17 protein-coding genes are annotated in these 15,365 nt (G+C 57.6%); 8 read left to right on the forward strand and 9 right to left on the reverse strand.

From position 1 onward, the window contains the following. Nucleotides 1-7: 7 nt before the first annotated feature. Nucleotides 8-583, reverse strand: coding sequence for a hypothetical protein (locus tag EPN96_10300; GenBank protein ID TAL16230.1), 576 nt, complete (start codon nucleotides 581-583; stop codon nucleotides 8-10). Between the two features lie 183 nt (nucleotides 584-766). On the opposite strand from EPN96_10300, the gene EPN96_10305 reads away from it, so the two are divergent. The 3 genes from EPN96_10305 (at nucleotide 767) to amrA (ending at nucleotide 3,419) form a co-directional block, all read left to right on the forward strand. Continuing rightward, nucleotides 767-1,618, forward strand: a complete 852-nt coding sequence (locus EPN96_10305; protein TAL16231.1) for a hypothetical protein — start codon at nucleotides 767-769, stop codon at nucleotides 1,616-1,618. 89 nt (nucleotides 1,619-1,707) lie between these two features. After that, a complete protein-coding gene (locus EPN96_10310) occupies nucleotides 1,708-2,682 on the forward strand; it encodes a hypothetical protein (GenBank protein ID TAL16232.1) in 975 nt (324 codons plus the stop codon). Nucleotides 2,683-2,819: 137 nt separating this feature from the next. Then, nucleotides 2,820-3,419, forward strand: a complete 600-nt coding sequence (amrA, locus tag EPN96_10315) for an AmmeMemoRadiSam system protein A (GenBank protein TAL16233.1) — start codon at nucleotides 2,820-2,822, stop codon at nucleotides 3,417-3,419. A 184-nt stretch (nucleotides 3,420-3,603) separates the two neighbouring features. On the opposite strand, the gene EPN96_10320 is transcribed toward amrA, so the two are convergent. Continuing rightward, nucleotides 3,604-4,035 carry an Hsp20/alpha crystallin family protein gene (locus EPN96_10320; protein ID TAL16234.1) on the reverse strand — a complete coding sequence of 144 codons (432 nt, stop codon included), beginning with the start codon at nucleotides 4,033-4,035 and terminating at the stop codon, nucleotides 3,604-3,606. A gap of 169 nt (nucleotides 4,036-4,204) precedes the next feature. Between EPN96_10320 and EPN96_10325 the strand changes: the two genes are divergently transcribed. The 4 genes from EPN96_10325 (at nucleotide 4,205) to EPN96_10340 (ending at nucleotide 8,715) form a co-directional block, all read left to right on the forward strand. Beyond that, nucleotides 4,205-5,065, forward strand: coding sequence for a glycosyltransferase (locus EPN96_10325; GenBank protein ID TAL16235.1), 861 nt, complete (start codon nucleotides 4,205-4,207; stop codon nucleotides 5,063-5,065). Further along, complete coding sequence (locus tag EPN96_10330) at nucleotides 4,882-5,997, forward strand: hypothetical protein (protein TAL16236.1); 1,116 nt, start codon at nucleotides 4,882-4,884, stop codon at nucleotides 5,995-5,997. The genes EPN96_10325 and EPN96_10330 overlap by 184 nt, the downstream gene beginning before the upstream one ends. Next, a complete protein-coding gene (locus EPN96_10335; GenBank protein ID TAL16237.1) occupies nucleotides 5,994-7,052 on the forward strand; it encodes a hypothetical protein in 1,059 nt (352 codons plus the stop codon). Before EPN96_10330 ends, EPN96_10335 begins: the two co-directional genes overlap by 4 nt. A 349-nt stretch (nucleotides 7,053-7,401) precedes the next feature. Further along, on the forward strand, nucleotides 7,402-8,715 hold the full coding sequence (locus EPN96_10340) for a CDP-diacylglycerol--glycerol-3-phosphate 3-phosphatidyltransferase (GenBank protein TAL16238.1): 1,314 nt from the start codon (nucleotides 7,402-7,404) through the stop codon (nucleotides 8,713-8,715). 162 nt (nucleotides 8,716-8,877) lie between these two features. On the opposite strand, the gene EPN96_10345 is transcribed toward EPN96_10340, so the two are convergent. From EPN96_10345 to EPN96_10375, 7 genes are all read right to left on the reverse strand, one after another. Continuing rightward, nucleotides 8,878-9,360 (reverse strand): hypothetical protein, encoded by a 483-nt coding sequence (locus EPN96_10345; protein ID TAL16239.1) that lies wholly within the window; start codon nucleotides 9,358-9,360, stop codon nucleotides 8,878-8,880. 84 nt (nucleotides 9,361-9,444) lie between these two features. After that, a complete protein-coding gene (locus EPN96_10350; GenBank protein TAL16240.1) occupies nucleotides 9,445-9,954 on the reverse strand; it encodes a rhodanese-like domain-containing protein in 510 nt (169 codons plus the stop codon). A 246-nt stretch (nucleotides 9,955-10,200) separates the two neighbouring features. Then, nucleotides 10,201-11,520, reverse strand: a complete 1,320-nt coding sequence (locus EPN96_10355) for a Fic family protein (GenBank protein TAL16241.1) — start codon at nucleotides 11,518-11,520, stop codon at nucleotides 10,201-10,203. A gap of 205 nt (nucleotides 11,521-11,725) precedes the next feature. Continuing rightward, a complete protein-coding gene (locus EPN96_10360) occupies nucleotides 11,726-12,466 on the reverse strand; it encodes a tRNA threonylcarbamoyladenosine dehydratase (protein TAL16242.1) in 741 nt (246 codons plus the stop codon). Further along, nucleotides 12,463-13,224 (reverse strand): TatD family deoxyribonuclease, encoded by a 762-nt coding sequence (locus EPN96_10365; protein TAL16243.1) that lies wholly within the window; start codon nucleotides 13,222-13,224, stop codon nucleotides 12,463-12,465. The genes EPN96_10360 and EPN96_10365 overlap by 4 nt, the downstream gene beginning before the upstream one ends. A 3-nt stretch (nucleotides 13,225-13,227) precedes the next feature. Then, nucleotides 13,228-13,875, reverse strand: a complete 648-nt coding sequence (locus EPN96_10370) for a hypothetical protein (protein ID TAL16244.1) — start codon at nucleotides 13,873-13,875, stop codon at nucleotides 13,228-13,230. 12 nt (nucleotides 13,876-13,887) lie between these two features. Beyond that, complete coding sequence (locus EPN96_10375) at nucleotides 13,888-14,565, reverse strand: DUF554 domain-containing protein (GenBank protein TAL16245.1); 678 nt, start codon at nucleotides 14,563-14,565, stop codon at nucleotides 13,888-13,890. Nucleotides 14,566-14,793: 228 nt separating this feature from the next. On the opposite strand from EPN96_10375, the gene EPN96_10380 reads away from it, so the two are divergent. Continuing rightward, nucleotides 14,794-15,120, forward strand: a complete 327-nt coding sequence (locus EPN96_10380) for a hypothetical protein (protein ID TAL16246.1) — start codon at nucleotides 14,794-14,796, stop codon at nucleotides 15,118-15,120. Nucleotides 15,121-15,365: the final 245 nt, after the last annotated feature.

Below are 15,365 nucleotides of genomic sequence, written 5' to 3' on the forward strand. Positions count from 1 at the left end.
GGTTTGGTCAGAAATCGAACCCCATGAGTAGGTAGGAGCCCGGCCCCTTGCCCTTTATCGAGCCGACATCTTTGCCGCTCCCCTTGATGACGGAGTAGTCCAGCCCGACCCTGCCCCCCAGAGTCCAGCCTTCCGCCGGGATCAGGAAAAGCCCGGCGGCGCCGCCGAGGCCGTATCTTCTGAGGGTAAAATAGTCACCGGCTTCGGTCATCGAGCCTTCCAGGAAGGCGGCCGTAACTTCCGGCCCCGCCCAGAACTTCAGCTTCTCGCCTTTGCGGAAGTAATAGCCGAGAGCGCCGTTCAGGGACACCCCTTGCGCCGTGAAGTGTTCGTCATCGTCGGCCTGCCGGTTGTAAAGATTCTGGTAATTGACGCCGCCCAGAATCAGTTTTGAATCCCCTACGTCGGTTCTTCCCTCCAGGCCGAGGGAAAAGCCTGCCGTGTTCGAGAAGAGATTGTTGTCTCCCGCTTTCATGTCCCACCAGGCTCCGATCCCGCCGAGCCTCCAGGCCAGATCCCAAGCTTTGGCGGTGGAAGAGAGGAAGATCAGCGATACGGCAAGGAGAAAGAATCTGCCCTTCATCGGGAAAAATTCCTTTCGGGAAAAACTTTCTTAAAAAAACAGGCCGATTGGCGTTATAAAAGCATTTACGGCTGCAACCACCCATTTGTTTCTTGCCGGTAGAGAGCGCCGCGCGGGACTGTTGCAGCCTTTTTTATAAGTATACGCCCAAGCGGCAGGGCTCTCAAAAAAAACGGAGACAATATGAGGTTCTGCAAGGCGCTGGCCTTCCTGGCCGGACTCTTTTTCTGCGCTTCCTCTTTCGCGGGAGAAGGGGCTCTGGCGGTAAAGATGAAAAACGAAGACGAGATGGCGGTCATGGTCGTCAGCCAATCGGGGTCAATGAAGTTCGATTCCGAGAACGATTTTATGGTAATCGGACAAAACGGCGAAGCGGTTGTCCCCATCTACCCCTTCGAGATTTTTGAAGACCGTTTCTGGTCCGAGCCCCTTCCCGAAGAGGTTTTCAAAAAAATAAGCGAAGGGATGGCGGTTCGCCCCGTCACTCTGGGCAAGGAGCCCCACTGGGAGATTCGCTACAGGGGGGCCGAGTTTCTTCTCTACAGGAAGAAAAAAAGGGTGGCCGAGCTCAGGCTGCTTCTCGAAACCCTGTTGGACCGCACGAACGTGATACGCGACAACCTCCAGAGTTACAGCGCCGAGATCGCCCGCGACGCCGAAAAAGCCGACGAAATGAAAACGGCGAACAAGCTGAGAAGCGAAGTCGCTTCCCTCATCGACGACCGCGACGGGATAAACCGGAAGATCAACGACCTTCTTCCCAGGACCGAAAAAAACCAGAAAAAAATTGACCGCCTGTCCGAAGAATTGACCGACATGGAGACGAAGCTGGCCGAAAAGCGCGGGGAGATCGAGAAGGAGGAGTACAGGGCGGGGATTTCGACTCAAAAGATGTTCGACAGCATGCGCAACGCCGCCAGCACGCTGCAGGAGGCCTCCGCCGAGATACAGGCCCTCTCGACGGAGCTTTACAACGCGCTTTCGCAACTGGAGTACATCGAGCAAAACATACAAAAGCCCTCGCAAAAACCCTGAAAAACGCGCGAGCTGTTAAAAAAGGTTATGTTGAACCGCGACGGGTTATACTGGCTCTCCACTTTTGAATCCGTATCGTGCTATAAGGGATGGTTAAAGATAAAATGTATCGCGGCAATGCCCAAAGGGGATTTTTTGGCATGGTGATTTCAAGGAACGTTCTGGCTCTTTCGCTTATTTTCGCCTCTTCCGTCGCCTTCGCCTTTCCGGAGAACGTAACCCTCACCGCTCCTTCGGGGGCCGGAGAGTTCGGGTACGCCCTGGCGCAGGGAGACCTGAACGGCGACACCTTCCCCGATCTTGTCGTCGGGGCTCCCGGAAACCCCGGAGGCTCTCTTTATCTTTACGCCGGGGGCGAGGGCGGGCTTTCGACTTCCCCCTTCTGGTCGATGACCCTGGACAGCTCCACCGGCAGCGGCCTCGGCGCCGCAATATCTGTCGCGGACGTCAACGGCGACGATTTTTTGGATATTCTCGTCCTCGTAGACAGCGGCGCTCCCGGCGGCCCCTTCCCCTTCGCCCTTTTCGGCACAGGCACAGCCGAAGGCCCCGGAAAGATCCTTAACTCCCGTCCCGCGTCCACGGTGGTCGCCTCGGTCAGGAGCCTCACGGCGGATTTCGACTCCGACGATTTTGACGACGGCGCGGTGGGAGACCCCGATGCCGGCACTGTGGCGGTGCGCTATACCGACAATCCCTTCGTCAACGACCCGCCGGTCTGGCAGGGGATGGAGATCAGCGTAAGCCCGGAAGCCTCGGCCGGCACGGCGCTCGGAACGATAGAGGCCTTCGACCCCGAAGGGGAGCCGCTTACCTTCACAAAGACCGACGGCTCCCTTACCGGCTTTGTCTCGCTTAACTCTACAACCGGCGAGCTTACTCTGGTTGCTCCCTCCCTCCTGCCGGTTCCCGACGAGGGTGAGTCGCTTGAGGTGATAATGCCGGTGCTCGTCTCCGACGGGGAAAAGAACTCCATAAACGAAGTCACCTTCGAGATACTCCACAGAAAAACCGACGAAGGGATTTTCGTAGGGCCGTGTTTTCTGGGAACTCTGGGGCTGTAGGTTTTTCCTCCCGAGAAGCAAAAGCGCCGCGCCCGAAAAGCGCGGCTTTTTTGTTTGCGCTTTTTGCCAACTGACCTTTCAGGGGGTAGTTTTCTTTCAGGGCTTGTCCGTAAACAGGCCTTACAGGAGGAGGACGGATGTTCCTTAGCGACGACGAAAAGAAACTGGCGCTCGCAATGGCGCGAAGGACCCTGGTCATATACCTCGAAGAGGGAAGAAAGCCTCACCGCGAGGAGCTTTGGGTGCCGGAGGAGGGGATATTTCTGGAGAACCGCGCCGTCTTCGTCACCCTCAAGGAGAAAGGAGAGCTTCGCGGCTGCATAGGCCATATCGTGCCCGTCGAGCCGCTCTGGATGAGCATAAGGGGCAACGCGATTTCAGCCGCTACCCGCGACCCGCGCTTCCCCAAGGTCAGCGCGAGGGAACTGCCGGATATAAGGGTAGAGATAAGCGTCCTCACCCCGCCCGTGCCCATAGAAGGGCCGGAGAAGTTCGAGGTGGGAAAGCAGGGGATAATTCTGGAGCTGGGAGGGTACAACGCCGTCTTTTTGCCGCAGGTTGCGCCGGAGCAGGGGTGGGACGCGAACACCGCTCTCGCCTACCTGTCGATGAAAGCGGGGCTTCCTCCCAACGGCTGGCAAAATCCGAGAGCGAGCTTCAGGGTCTTCGAGGCGGAGGTTTTCGGGGAGGATTGCGGATTTGACATGGAGCCGTGCGATACCCCGATCAGCGTCTAAGAGATTGTCGAAAACTGCTGCGAGCCACGTCTTCATCGTCGCGTGCTCGCTCAAGGGCTCGCCGTAGCGCTGCTACTGCCTCGCCCTCTCGCTGCGCGTCTCCTTGAATCCGGGGCTTCTCGCGACGTTTTCGACAACCTCTTGAAAGTTGTAACGGACTTTCGGGCGGCCCGGCGGAGAGGCTTTAGTCCTGCTTTTGGGCCCTGAAAGGCAGTTCCACGGTAAGCACCCCGTTTTCCAGCACCGCTTCGGCTCTTTCTCCGTCTACGGCTTCGGGCAGGTCGAGAACCCTTGAGAAGGGGCCTTTGCGGGTCTCGACGCGGATGGGTTTTCCGAGGGTTTTGGGCAGCGCGCCGCCCCACTCGCCCTTTATGACGAGGGAGCCGGGCCCGGCCAGCAACTTCAGGGAATCGGGAGCGACGCCGGGAAGTTCGGCGACTACGCGCACCCCCTCCCTGGTCTCCTCGACGTCCACCGAAGGCATAAACCCTTCCTCAGGTCCGTCAAAGGAATCGCCGTCTTCGGAAGAGTCTCCGGCTACCTCCCTGAGGATGGCTTCGAGGGCTTTTTCCAGTTCAATTCGATCTTCGGGATCGTTCCATCTCATCGCGCACAAGCGCGTCTCCTTTTTATAAACGCCGCGAGTAGATTTTGTTTCGCCATTTATCGGCGACTTCACGCTTTAAGGTTAAGCGGCGCAATCGTACCTTCTGGGCGACCAATGTCAAGTTGTTTTGCTAAAAATTTACCCCCAATTTTTTTTCCATGCTGATATCCTTTCGACGATGAAAAGAGCACCCGCCGTTTCGGCCATAATTCCGACCTTCAACAGAAGAGAATTCGCGGCCGAGGCCGTCAGAAGCGTCCTCTCCCAGACCTTTGACGATTTTGAGCTAATAGTGGTTGACGACGGCAGCGAGGACTCCACCGCAGCCTTTCTTGAGGAGACCTTCGCAGACCCGCGCCTTCGCGTCATCCGGCAGGGAAACCGGGGCGTCTCCGCGGCGCGGAACACCGGCGTCGGCCAATCGCGCGGTGAGTTTCTGGCCTTCCTCGATTCGGACGACCTCTGGACAGAAGAAAAACTTCGCCTTTCGCGAAAGGCGCTCGAAGAGCATCCCGAGGCGGCGCTGGTCTACACCGAAGAGATATGGCACAGGCGCGGCAAATGGGCCAACCCCTGCTCCCACCACGCCAAGCGCTCGGGGTGGATCTTTCCCCACTGCATCCCCCTCTGCATCATAAGCCCCTCTTCGGCGGTTATACGGCGCGAAGCATTCATGAAAGCGGGCGGTTTCGATGAATCTCTGCCCGCCTGCGAGGATTACGACCTGTGGCTGCGCCTTACCTCGCGCCATAGCGTCCACCTCGTCGAAGAAAAGCTGATAATAAAGAGAAACGGCCACGAAGGGCAGCTTTCCGCCATACACTTCGCGCAGGATCGCTACCGGGTGGCGGCGCTCTGGAAGATAGCCCTGGACGAAGAGGTGAGGGGCGACTGGAGGATCGAGGCGCTGAAGGCCATAGCCGAAAAATCGCACATCGTCGCCGAAGGCGCGCTAAAGCGCGGCAACGTCGAACGCTCCGAGATATTCTCTCACTCCCGGAAGGAGGCGCTCTTTTGTCTGGCGAAACTTCAGGGCTGAAAACTCTGCCCGTTGAACTCCTGCGCTCCGGGGAGGAGATTTACTCCTTTTCGGCGAAGGGAGAGGAACACCAAAAAGCGTTGGCGGAGTCGGTGGCGCGCTACGGGCTCCTGCGCCCTCTGCTGGTCCTTCACGAAGGCGAGGGGTATCTCGTAGCCTCGGGGTCGGCGAGACTTCGCGCACTCAAAGAGGCCGGAATGGAGGAAGCGCCCTGCGCCGTCTTCAAGGGCGATGAAAGCTCCCTCTTCGACCTGCTGCTGGAAGAAGCTCTCGCCTCCGGCGTGCTCAACCCCGCTGAAATCTGCCTGTACCTTAAAAAAAGAATGGAGCGGACCGGCGAGGACGCCGAAACGCTGGCCCGAAGCGGCGTACTCGAAAAACTCGGACTTCCGCCGCGCCCCGGAGCGATGGACGACCCCCTTTTCGTCGCCGGTCTTCCCAAAGAGGAGCTTTTGCGTTTCGCGAAGGGGGAGATTCCCTTCCGGGGGGTGCGCATACTCGCTTCTGCTCCCCGCGGGGACGCGCTGACGGTCCTTGAACTGACGCGGGGACTCCGCATCGGGCAGAACAAGTTCCACGACCTCGCGCGGCAGCTTCTTGAGTGCGCGTGGCGCGAGGGGATAACGGTCAAAGAGTGGGCGAAAAGGGAGAAGCTTTACGATTTTAAAGGCGACGGCGACCAACTCCGCGAAAAGGTGTTTTCCCTTCGCTATCCAACCGTCGCCGGGTGGTCGGCGTCCTTTCTCGATGACGCGAAGCTGGCCGACCTCCCCGCAAACGTCCGGGTCGAGCACTCGAAGGGGTTCGAGGGCGGGAAACTGCGCCTCATAATCTCCTTCGGCAGCCTCGAAGAGCTCTCGAAAGCCGCAAAAGAGGTGGAGAAAAAAGCTTCTGCCGGAGACCTCGACCCCCTTCTGAAGTACTTGGAATGAATGAGCTTTTGATAAAGAAAGTCGCGGTAGACCGTGATGTTCTGCATCTTCCCTTCACGGAAAGGGTTCTCTCGACGCTCCCCCCGGATGTTCCCGTAGAAGTCCGCGAAGAGGGCGAGGAGATTCCGAAGGGGAAGACCTCGCTCCACCTCACCCGCGAGCGGGGAACCTTTTTCAAGGATTGCCCCTGCACGCCGGGCGCGGTGGGGTGCGGCTACCGCATCTTCACCCTCGGCTTTCAGTGCCCCTTTGCCTGCTCCTACTGCTTTTTGCGTTTTTACGCGCCCGACCTCCCGCTGACCCTCTACTGCAACCTCGAAGAGGCGAGGGAGGAATTCAGACTGAAAGCGGCGAAGCTCGGGCGCTTCCGCGTCGGGACCGGGGAATTCACCGATTCCCTGGCCCTGGACGGGATAACCGGCCACTCCCGTTTCATGAGCGAACTCGCCAAAGAGTTCCCCGATGTCTTGGTGGAGTTGAAGACCAAATCCGCCGTAATCGAGCCGCTGCTGGCCTGCTCGCCTCCCAGAAACGTCGTCCCCGCGTGGTCGGTCAACCCGGAAGCCTTCGCCACGAGCGACGAACCCCTCGCCGCGACCCTTCGGGAGCGGCTCGAAGCCGCGAAAAAGGCGGTTTCGGCCGGGCTTTCGGTTGGCTTTCACTTCGACCCGGTGATAATTCACGGCAACTGGCGCGAGGAGTACGGGAGGCTCATCGAAAACCTCTTCGACTCGGCGCCGCCGGAAAAAATCGCCTGGATAAGCGTGGGCTCGCTGCGCTTTCCCCGGCGCTTTCTGGACCAGTGGGGGTACGCACTGCGTTCCGGCAGAATCTACTTCGACGAGATAATCGACTGCGACGACGGCAAGATGCGCTACTTCTGGCCGCTGCGCAGGGAGGCTTACCGCTTCTTCAGGGAGCGCGTAGGCTCGCTGGGCAGGGGAAAGGTTCCCCTCTACCTCTGCATGGAGCCGAAGACCATGTGGGAGAGCGCCTTTCTCCTCTCGCCGGAGGAGGGCGAGGTGGAGAAAATCCTTTGCGGGTTGGAAAGGTGATGGTTTTAACCTATTATGTCTGAGGTTGTTTTAAAAACTGCTGCGAGCCCCGTTTACTGCGTCGCGTGCTCGCTCAACGCTCAACGTATTGACGATACTGCCTCGCGTCTCGCCCGCGTCTCCTTGTAAACGGGGCTTCTCGCGACGTTTTTAAAGCAACCTCCTGATCGGTATTCCAGGAGGCAGCGCATTTATTGTAAAGAAAAAAAACGGCAAACTATTTCGGCGAAGGGCAAGGAGTCCGCAGGGCGCGCGACGAAGACAGTAGCGTGACTACGTCAAGGAGCGCGAGCGAGTAGCGACGAAGCTCAGCGTCAAAAGCCGAAGCCGTGTTAGTGTTAGAGGGATAATGGAAATCTATTTCAAGATAATGCTCGAAACCGGCTGGCCGATCATCCTCATGTTCGTCGCCGAGCGCGTGGCCATGAGCTATCTGCTGGCGACCAACAAGCGCTGCGAGTGGGTGCGGTCAAAGTCGTGGCTCCATCCCAACGCCATCAGTTTCTACCGCTTCCCGATGGGCATACTCTCGGTCTACACCCTGCATCTGGGTTATCCGCGCCTCGCCATCTGGATCTTTTCCTTCTGGATGATAACCGACCTCACCGACGGCGACATTGCGCGGCGCTGCAACCTGAGCACGGAGAAGGGCGCGACCATCGACCCTCTTTCCGACAAGCTCATGTACATACCCGCCCTCGCCTACATGGCGTGGAAGGGGTTTCTGGATCCCACCGCCGTCATTGTTTTCATCGCCCTTGACGTTCTCGGGCAGATGTCGCGCCTCGTGGTGGAAAACAAGGCTGCCAACCTCTTCGGCAAAGCCAAGACCTTTCTCGTCGTCGTCCTCCTCATCGCCACCGTGCTGGAAATAATCTACGGCCCGCTCCCCCACTCGCGGGTTCTAGGCCCTCTGATGGGGTTTTGCATCGGTCTGGCCTTTTGCTCCGTGGCCTTCAAGATTATCCCCAATTACTGGTACGCCAACATACTCAGCCTGATGAACATGGTCTGCGGTATCGCGGGCATCGTGACGATACTAATGGGGAAGCCGCTTATTTACGCCTTCGGCCTCGTCTTCCTCGGCCAGTTTCTCGACCTCTTCGACGGGCGGGCGGCGGAGCGGTGGGGATCGACTCCGAAGGGGGAGATGTTTGACGACATAGCCGACGGGACCAGCTTCGGCGGCACCGTCGGCCTCATGGTCGCCTACTCCTTCAAGAGTCCCGCCTTCGGGTGGTCTCTCGGGATACTGCACACCTTCTGCACGATCTTCCGGCTCGTCCGCTTCATAATCAGGAAGAGAAAGGCTGGGGTAGAGGGAGGGGTCGAGTGGTTTTGCGGAATGCCGAGCCCCGGCGGCGCGCTCCTCGCGGGAAGCGCCTGCATCTTTCTGGAAGCCGAGTGGATGCGGGCGGTAATGGTTGTAGCCTCCTCGCTGCTGATGGTCTCAAGCATACCCTACCCGCACTTCGGTCGCTCGATATTGCCGAAAGTCCCCCTCTTCGCCAGAGTTCTGATCCTGGGCGTCTTCACCTTAATGCTGGCCCACGCCGTAAAGAGGATGGATTTTGGCGAGCCGATGGCCGTGGTTTTCGTGGTTTCGGTTGTCTACATGATCAGCCCTATATTCACACGAAGCTCTGGTCAGATGACCGCATAGGCCTGAAAACTGCTGCGAGCCCCGTTTTCTGTGTCGTGTGCTCGCTCAAGTGCTCGCCGTAGCGCTGCTACTGTCTCGCCCTCTCGCTCCGCGACTCCTTGAAACCGGGGCTTCTCGCGACGTTTTCCCGCTCTCTGGATACTCTGAAAAGCCTTGATGCTCCTAATCGATGATTTCCAACGAGATGCCGAAGACCATTCCGCTTTCGTTCACCAGAAAGGTCAGCAGGTAGATCTCCTTCGTGAATTTGTAGGGGGTCAACCCCTGCGCGAAACCGGCGAGAAGTATCTTTTCCCTTGCGGCGGCGAACTCGTTGCCGGGAGAGATTCCGAAGATGCTGTTCTTAGGGTTGTGCGACGTGATCATCCTCACGACGCCGTCGTGGCCATATCCTATCGAGACATCCAGGGAGTCGAAAATGTAGACGCAGCCCTTAAGGCAGGGCTCGGAGGCGGCCTTCACGCCCTTTAAAACATTCAGGTCTTCCCGCGAGAGGAGGGTCACGCCGAAGACGTCGATCTCTTTGTTTATCTCATCGCTCCTCACGGTGTTTCTCCCGCAGCCGTCAGCCGCCAGCGTCAGGAGGGCCAGTAGCGCGAAAAGCACCGTACGGTCAAACCAACTTCCACCTTTTGTATCCGGCATCCTTGCCTCCGGTCCGGCCTGTCCGCCGTGAAAGCAAAAAAGGCCGCCCATATCCCGGCGGCCTTTTGAAGCCTCTTGGCGTTCCTACTTCTCCAAAGGATACCCCATTTCCTTCCAGCCGGTTATCCCGGCGGGGTAGCGGTTGACGCTCTTGAAACCGTTTTCGGCAAGGATTTTCGCGCCCAGGTGGCTCCTCCGGCACGCCACGAAACCGCAATACAGCACGACGGGCTTTTCCTTGTCGCTTCCGGCGGTTTTCACGACGGATTCGGTGTCGAAGGGGGTAAGCTCCTTTTCGGTCTTGGGCAGGGGGCTGTTGACCGCGCCGGGGATGTGGCCCTTGTCGTACTCATCCTTCGGAAGCACGTCGATGATAATCATGTCCTTCTTCTCTGCAGTCCATTTGTACAACTCTTCGGTATTAACGAGCTTGTAGCCGCCGTCTTTGGCGTCGTCCAACAGTTTTAGGGAAGCTTTCTCGATGGGAAGTTCAAGGCCGCTGGGCGAAGTGCCGATCTTGCTGCCGATTCCCGCGCACGCGCTTAGGGTAAGGGCGAAGAGGAGGACGAGCGAGGCGTTCAAAAATCTTTTCATGGCGCACCTTTGTTTGGGTAAAGTCCGGTCGTAAAGTCAGGCCGAACGATAGCGCCCGCGCCAAGACCCGTCAAATCGGCAATATCGATAACTTCGGCACCAGGAATAGATTTTACGAATGGGAGATTGAACCGGAGTGAGGCAAGTCATCTCGCGAACTATCAATTTGCTATCAATTTTTTGATAATTGATAGTTGCAAGTTGACACTAAATGAAAAACAATAGCAACAGCGCGGAATTATACAGCTATATGTTAGGCGCTATTTTTGACGGTAGGCCTGAGGGGGCGAGGAAATGAAACTTGCGCCCGGTCTTCACCATCGTTAAAAGCCCCATCCGCTCAAGCTCAAGAAGGTCGCTTCTGGCCGTGGCGTAGGCGAGGTTGTGATAGGTCTGGTGTTCTTTTATCGAGTATTCGGCGCCGGGGTGGCTAAGCGCGTGACGCAAAAGCTCTATCTGCCTTGAGTTCAGGTTCCTCGCGAACCCGGAAAGCAGGTCCTTCGCCCTTTTCGTCTCCTCAGTCTTTTTTGCGACCTTCTCCTCGAATCTCTTTAAAGCGCGCTCGATCGTTTCAAGCTGATTCATTATGAAGTAGGTGGCGTCCCCCTCGTCCGTCTCCGTGTAGAGAAAAGCGCGATAGTATTTTGCCCTGGCCCTGTTTATCTCCGCCGAGATGGAGAGGTATTCCATCAGCCAGTAGCCCCGGTTCAGCGCCGACCAGTAGAAGAGGGAGCGGGCGGTCCTGCCGTTGCCGTCAACGAAGGGATGGTCGTAGGCGAGCTGGAAGTGAATTAAAATCGCCCGTATCAGGGGGTGGACGAACGGCGAGCTGTCGTCGGGCGCATTGGCGAAGGCGCAAAGGTCCCTGAGCCGTTCCCTGAGCGTGTCCGCTCCCGGAGGAGTATGAAGGCGCTCGCCGGTCAGGCTGTCCTGAACGACTATGTCGTCGGTTTTCCGCAGCTTTCCCGCGTCCTTCGGGTTGTCCAGCGTGTTGTGGGTGACGACGGAATGGAGTTCGAGTATCAGTTCCGGAGTCAGTTTTTCTTTCGCGTTACCCCGGATGAACTCCATCGCCCGGTAATTGTTGAGTATCATCCATTCGCTTTTGTTCCGGGGCTCCCGCTGCTCCAGCAGCATTTTTTTCGCCACGTCGGTGGTGGTAACGGCTCCTTCGAGCTGGCTGGAGGTTATGGACTCCTCGAAAAGGGAGGAGACGATGAAGTTGTCCCTTATCGAAACGTTGGCGTCGGGGCAGACACCGGACAGGGCTCCGGCGGTCTTCCGTTCCAGAAGGCGCAGGCGGTTGCCGATGGAGTCGGGCTGAAGGAATTTGAAAAAATTCCCTTCCTTGTCCTTCAGGGGGTAGTTTTTGAGAGTGAATTTGCGGGCGATTTTTACCGCCCACCACCACTTTTCGCTGGAGACCCCCTCGGGCGGTTTTCTGTGCCGGAGTTCGTCCCAGTGGAGATACTTTCCCTCAGGTTCGACTTCTAATATTCCGGGGTGGTCCAGCAGTCTTACAAAGTCCCCGGCATCCGGCCCGGGCGGCGCTACAGGCATTTTCATGACCGGCTCCGTCGTTTAATTATCAATTTGAAAAATAATGATAATTGTAAAATTGATATTTTGCAACCATCGAACTATCAATTTGCTATCAATTTTTTGATAATTGATAATTAGACGGTTTTGCAAAACCGCAAGTAGCCGTTATTATTGGATATTTTTGATTGCCGCGAAGGATGGAAATGTACGGCGGGTGGTGAGACGAAACCTACCCCTCTTGTTTTTCCTCGACAAGCTCCTTGACCACATGACCCGCCATCACCGCGCCGAAGATTACGGGGAGGTAGGAGATCGAGCCGACGGGGCTTCGCGCCCTGCCGCGGTGAAAGTCTTCCGCTTTGGGTTCGAGCGGCTCGCTGACCAGCGCCGGGGTGTCGGTGTGGACGGCGGGGATGGGGCCGGAGATGCCCCGTGAGCGGAGGCGCTTTCTAAGGTGCCTCGCCAGCGGGCAGTTGCGGGTGGCGAAGAGGTCGGAGACCCTGACGCCGGTGGGGTCGATCCTGCCCCCCGCGCCGGTGGATACGACCAGCGGCACCCCGAGGGTTTTGCAGCGGACGATAAGTTCTACCTTGGGGTTCAGGCTGTCTATACAGTCGAGGACGTAGTCGAACGCGGGAAGGTCGAAGTTTTCGGCGGTGTCGGGGGCGAAGAAATCCTCCACGGGAGTAACTGCGCACCCGGGGTTTATCTCGCGGAGGCGCTCGGTTATCACCTCGGCCTTGGGCCTGCCTACCGTCGAGCGAAGCGCGATAAGCTGGCGGTTGAGGTTGGACTCCTTCACCTTGTCGAAATCCACAACCGTTATCGCGCCGACGCCCGCGCGGCACAGAAATTCCGTCGCAGCCCCGCCCACGCCGCCTAGGCCGAAGACTATGACGCTGGCTTCGGAGAGTTTTTTCAGCCCCTTTTCTCCGATGAGCATCCTCGTCCGTTCGTGCATATCCATCATTCTTCTCCCAAAAACAGCCTTCGGGCGTTGCTTGAAGTGGTTTCGGCCAGCTCTTCCCCGCTCACGCCGAGCGCTTCGGCCAAGGCGCGTACGGTCTCGGGAAGGTCCGCCGGGTCGTGAAGCTCCCCCTTCTTACTCCAGGGCGGGAGGTCGGGCGCGTCGGTCTCGACGAGGAGGCGGTCCGCCGGGATGAATTTTACCACCCTGCGGAGGTTTTCCTTGCGCGGGTAGGTTACTGTCGCGCCTATGGAGAGGTAAAGGTTGGCGTCCAGCGCCTTTTTCGCCATGTCGAGCGAGCCGGTGAAGTTGTGGTAGACGGCGGGGCCGCGATAGCCCGCCTCGCGCATTACCGAAAGCGTTTCGTAAAAACCCTTGCGGATGTGAAGAAGGAGCGGCAGGCGAAGCTCCTTGGCCAGCAGCACCTGAAAGTGAAAGCACTCCCTCTGAAGCTCCTCGTTTTCACGCCCGTTCCAGAAATCCAGCCCCGTCTCTCCTACGGCGCGAAACCCTCCGGCGCGAAGGAGCGCCGAAAGCTCGGCCAGGGGTTCGCGGCCCTTCAAGTATAACGGGTGGAGCCCGGCGGCGGGGAGGACGAAGGGATACTTTTTGTGGATGGAGAGCGCCTTTTTTGACGAGTCAACGTTAATCGCGGCGTTGACCGCGCCGCTTATCCCCGCCGCCTTCATCCTTTCGACTACGGTGGGAAGCTCCCTGAAAAAGGGCTCGTAGTCAAGGTGAAGGTGGGTGTCGAAGTACATCGCCTAAAAGAATCTCATGTCGAGCCAGCCGGCGAACGCTACGAGGAAGAAGATCGAAAGGATGGTGCAGAGGGTATAGAGCCAGCCCTTTATCACCGGCCGCGCTTTCCCCTTCGAGCGCAGATAGAAGCTGATGAGAAAGCCCGGCAGGAAGCTGTAGAGGGTTATGTAGGGGAGCTTCAGCAGCGTGAAGCCGAGCTGGCCGAAAAAGTAGCGGTCGACCTCGGAGTAGTCGGCCCGCCCCTCGCGAAGAGCCCTCTTGTAGGTCTGCCTTACGGTCTCCCACTCCTTTTGCCCGCCCGCCTTCTCCAGAAAGGCTGCCTCGTCCAGCGGCCCCGCCGGTTCGCCGCCGTCTCTCGGGACGATGGAGTAGATATTCCGCTTGTCGTCCGGCTTCCCCTCTTTCAGGGCGTAGTGCTTGCCGTAGACGAAGGTTTCCGTCACAAAAAGCGCCATCAGCGGCCCCGCGTCCCCGCCGGGGCGCAGGGGTGTTTCTCCCCGATAGATCACCAGTTCCGAAGGACCGGTCTTTCTCACCGAGTATGTCCCGTCGATCTTGAAAGAGTAGTTCTGCCAGCCGCTCTCCTCCGCCAGGGCGGAAAATGGCAGAGCGAGAAGCAGAAGGAGAAGGGTAAAGAAGAGTTTTCGCAAGACGGTGCTCCGTTATCCGAAATTGAGGGCGAATATTATGGCGTAAAAGAGTCCCGGAATCAGGTTCCCGGTGCGTATCTTCACGATGCCGAGAAGGTTGATTCCTATGGCCAGCACCAGCAGCCCTCCGGTGCCGTTGACCGCCGAAAGCACCGCCGGGTCTTCAAGGAAGGTTAGCTGCCCGGCCAGCAGGGTGAACGCGCCCTGATAGAGAAGTACGCTCAGCGCGCTCGCCGCCACGCCTATGCCGAGGGCCGAGCCGAAGATTATCGAGGCGGAGCCGTCCAGCAGCGCCTTGACGTAAAGCACCGAGGGGTCGCCGTAGACGCCGTCCTTTATCGCGCCGATAATCGCCATCGCGCCGGTGACGTAGAGTATCGAGGCGGCGGCGAACCCCTCCGAAAAGGTGGGCGAAGAGCTTCTGAACCTCCCCTTCAGCCACTCTCCCGCAAGGCAGACCCTGTCCTCGATGCGAAGCATCTCCCCGGTCACCGCTCCGAGGAGGATGCAGCCTACGGCCAGAAGCTCGCTTTTCGCGCTCAGCGCCATCCGAAGGCCGATGTAGATCACCGCCACGCCGAGAGCGTGGAGAATGGTCGTCTTGAAGCGCTCTTCAACCCTCGACCCGAGAAGCGCGCCGAGCACTCCCCCGGCCAGCACCGCCCCGGTGTTAACAATAGTTCCCTTCACTAAAGACTCCTCTGAAAGAGCGGTGATTTTAACCCCGGAAGGATAATTTTACCGCTAAATTGTGAAGAGGGGCGCGCAGGCGAAGAGCTTTTTGACAGCAGGAGAAGAGGGCGAGTAGGATGAGAAGCCGTGTCGGCCGGATTGAACAGCGTGAAAATCCGGCAATTCCTTATTTTGTTTGTCGGTTTTTCGCTCCGCGCAAACCGACCTGCATACTAGGAGGTATCCATGCGTAGCCGAATAGTGGAGAACATTAGAACAGTTCAAAATGTTTTAGCAATTATATCAATAGCAATAATAATGTATGCTTCTTTGGTATATGGCAATAAAAACAAAGATCTGGTTGCTATGTGCATATCGGTAATTCTATTAATTTTAGCTTCGTCTGAAATTGTCATGTCTAAAGTCACAGAACAAATAATTTTTTGCGGCTTGGCTTTTGATAAAAAACAAACCCCAACCCTTTACATGGTAATATTTATCTTGTTTATATTGTTATCTATTTTATCAATTGTTGGAATATTTGTGTACTGGGGTTCTTGGAAAGCCGTGTAGCCGTGTAGCCGTGTAAGGTGGGCACTGCCCACCATAACAGATAAAACATTAATGTAATTGGATAGTTGCGGGGCTAATCCCGCCCCGCGCCCCGGACCCCATCTTCTTTTCGCGCCAAAAGAAGATGGGGGAGAAGAAAGGCGCGCCCCCTTTCCGCCAAAACGCTCGTTCGTCGCTCGGCGAGCGCGCAAATCGCCACGGGCTCATGAAGCGCTCACAAGCACCCTCGCTCTCTCACTCGCTGG

The organism is bacterium, from assembly GCA_004322275.1.
Lineage (GTDB): Bacteria > Desulfobacterota > Deferrisomatia > Deferrisomatales > BM512 > SCTA01.

Bases quoted from the DNA above. Each gene is read 5' to 3' on its own strand.
- EPN96_10300 (TAL16230.1), bottom strand. From the start codon at position 583: ATGAAGGGCAGATTCTTTCTCCTTGCCGTATCGCTGATCTTCCTCTCT.
- EPN96_10355 (TAL16241.1), bottom strand. From the start codon at position 11,520: ATGAAAATGCCTGTAGCGCCGCCCGGGCCGGATGCCGGGGACTTTGTA.
- EPN96_10325 (TAL16235.1), top strand. From the start codon at position 4,205: ATGAAAAGAGCACCCGCCGTTTCGGCCATAATTCCGACCTTCAACAGA.
- EPN96_10365 (TAL16243.1), bottom strand. From the start codon at position 13,224: ATGTACTTCGACACCCACCTTCACCTTGACTACGAGCCCTTTTTCAGG.
- EPN96_10305 (TAL16231.1), top strand. From the start codon at position 767: ATGAGGTTCTGCAAGGCGCTGGCCTTCCTGGCCGGACTCTTTTTCTGC.
- EPN96_10310 (TAL16232.1), top strand. From the start codon at position 1,708: ATGGTTAAAGATAAAATGTATCGCGGCAATGCCCAAAGGGGATTTTTT.
- amrA (TAL16233.1), top strand. From the start codon at position 2,820: ATGTTCCTTAGCGACGACGAAAAGAAACTGGCGCTCGCAATGGCGCGA.
- EPN96_10335 (TAL16237.1), top strand. From the start codon at position 5,994: ATGAATGAGCTTTTGATAAAGAAAGTCGCGGTAGACCGTGATGTTCTG.
- EPN96_10360 (TAL16242.1), bottom strand. From the start codon at position 12,466: ATGATGGATATGCACGAACGGACGAGGATGCTCATCGGAGAAAAGGGG.
- EPN96_10345 (TAL16239.1), bottom strand. From the start codon at position 9,360: ATGCCGGATACAAAAGGTGGAAGTTGGTTTGACCGTACGGTGCTTTTC.
- EPN96_10380 (TAL16246.1), top strand. From the start codon at position 14,794: ATGCGTAGCCGAATAGTGGAGAACATTAGAACAGTTCAAAATGTTTTA.
- EPN96_10350 (TAL16240.1), bottom strand. From the start codon at position 9,954: ATGAAAAGATTTTTGAACGCCTCGCTCGTCCTCCTCTTCGCCCTTACC.
- EPN96_10340 (TAL16238.1), top strand. From the start codon at position 7,402: ATGGAAATCTATTTCAAGATAATGCTCGAAACCGGCTGGCCGATCATC.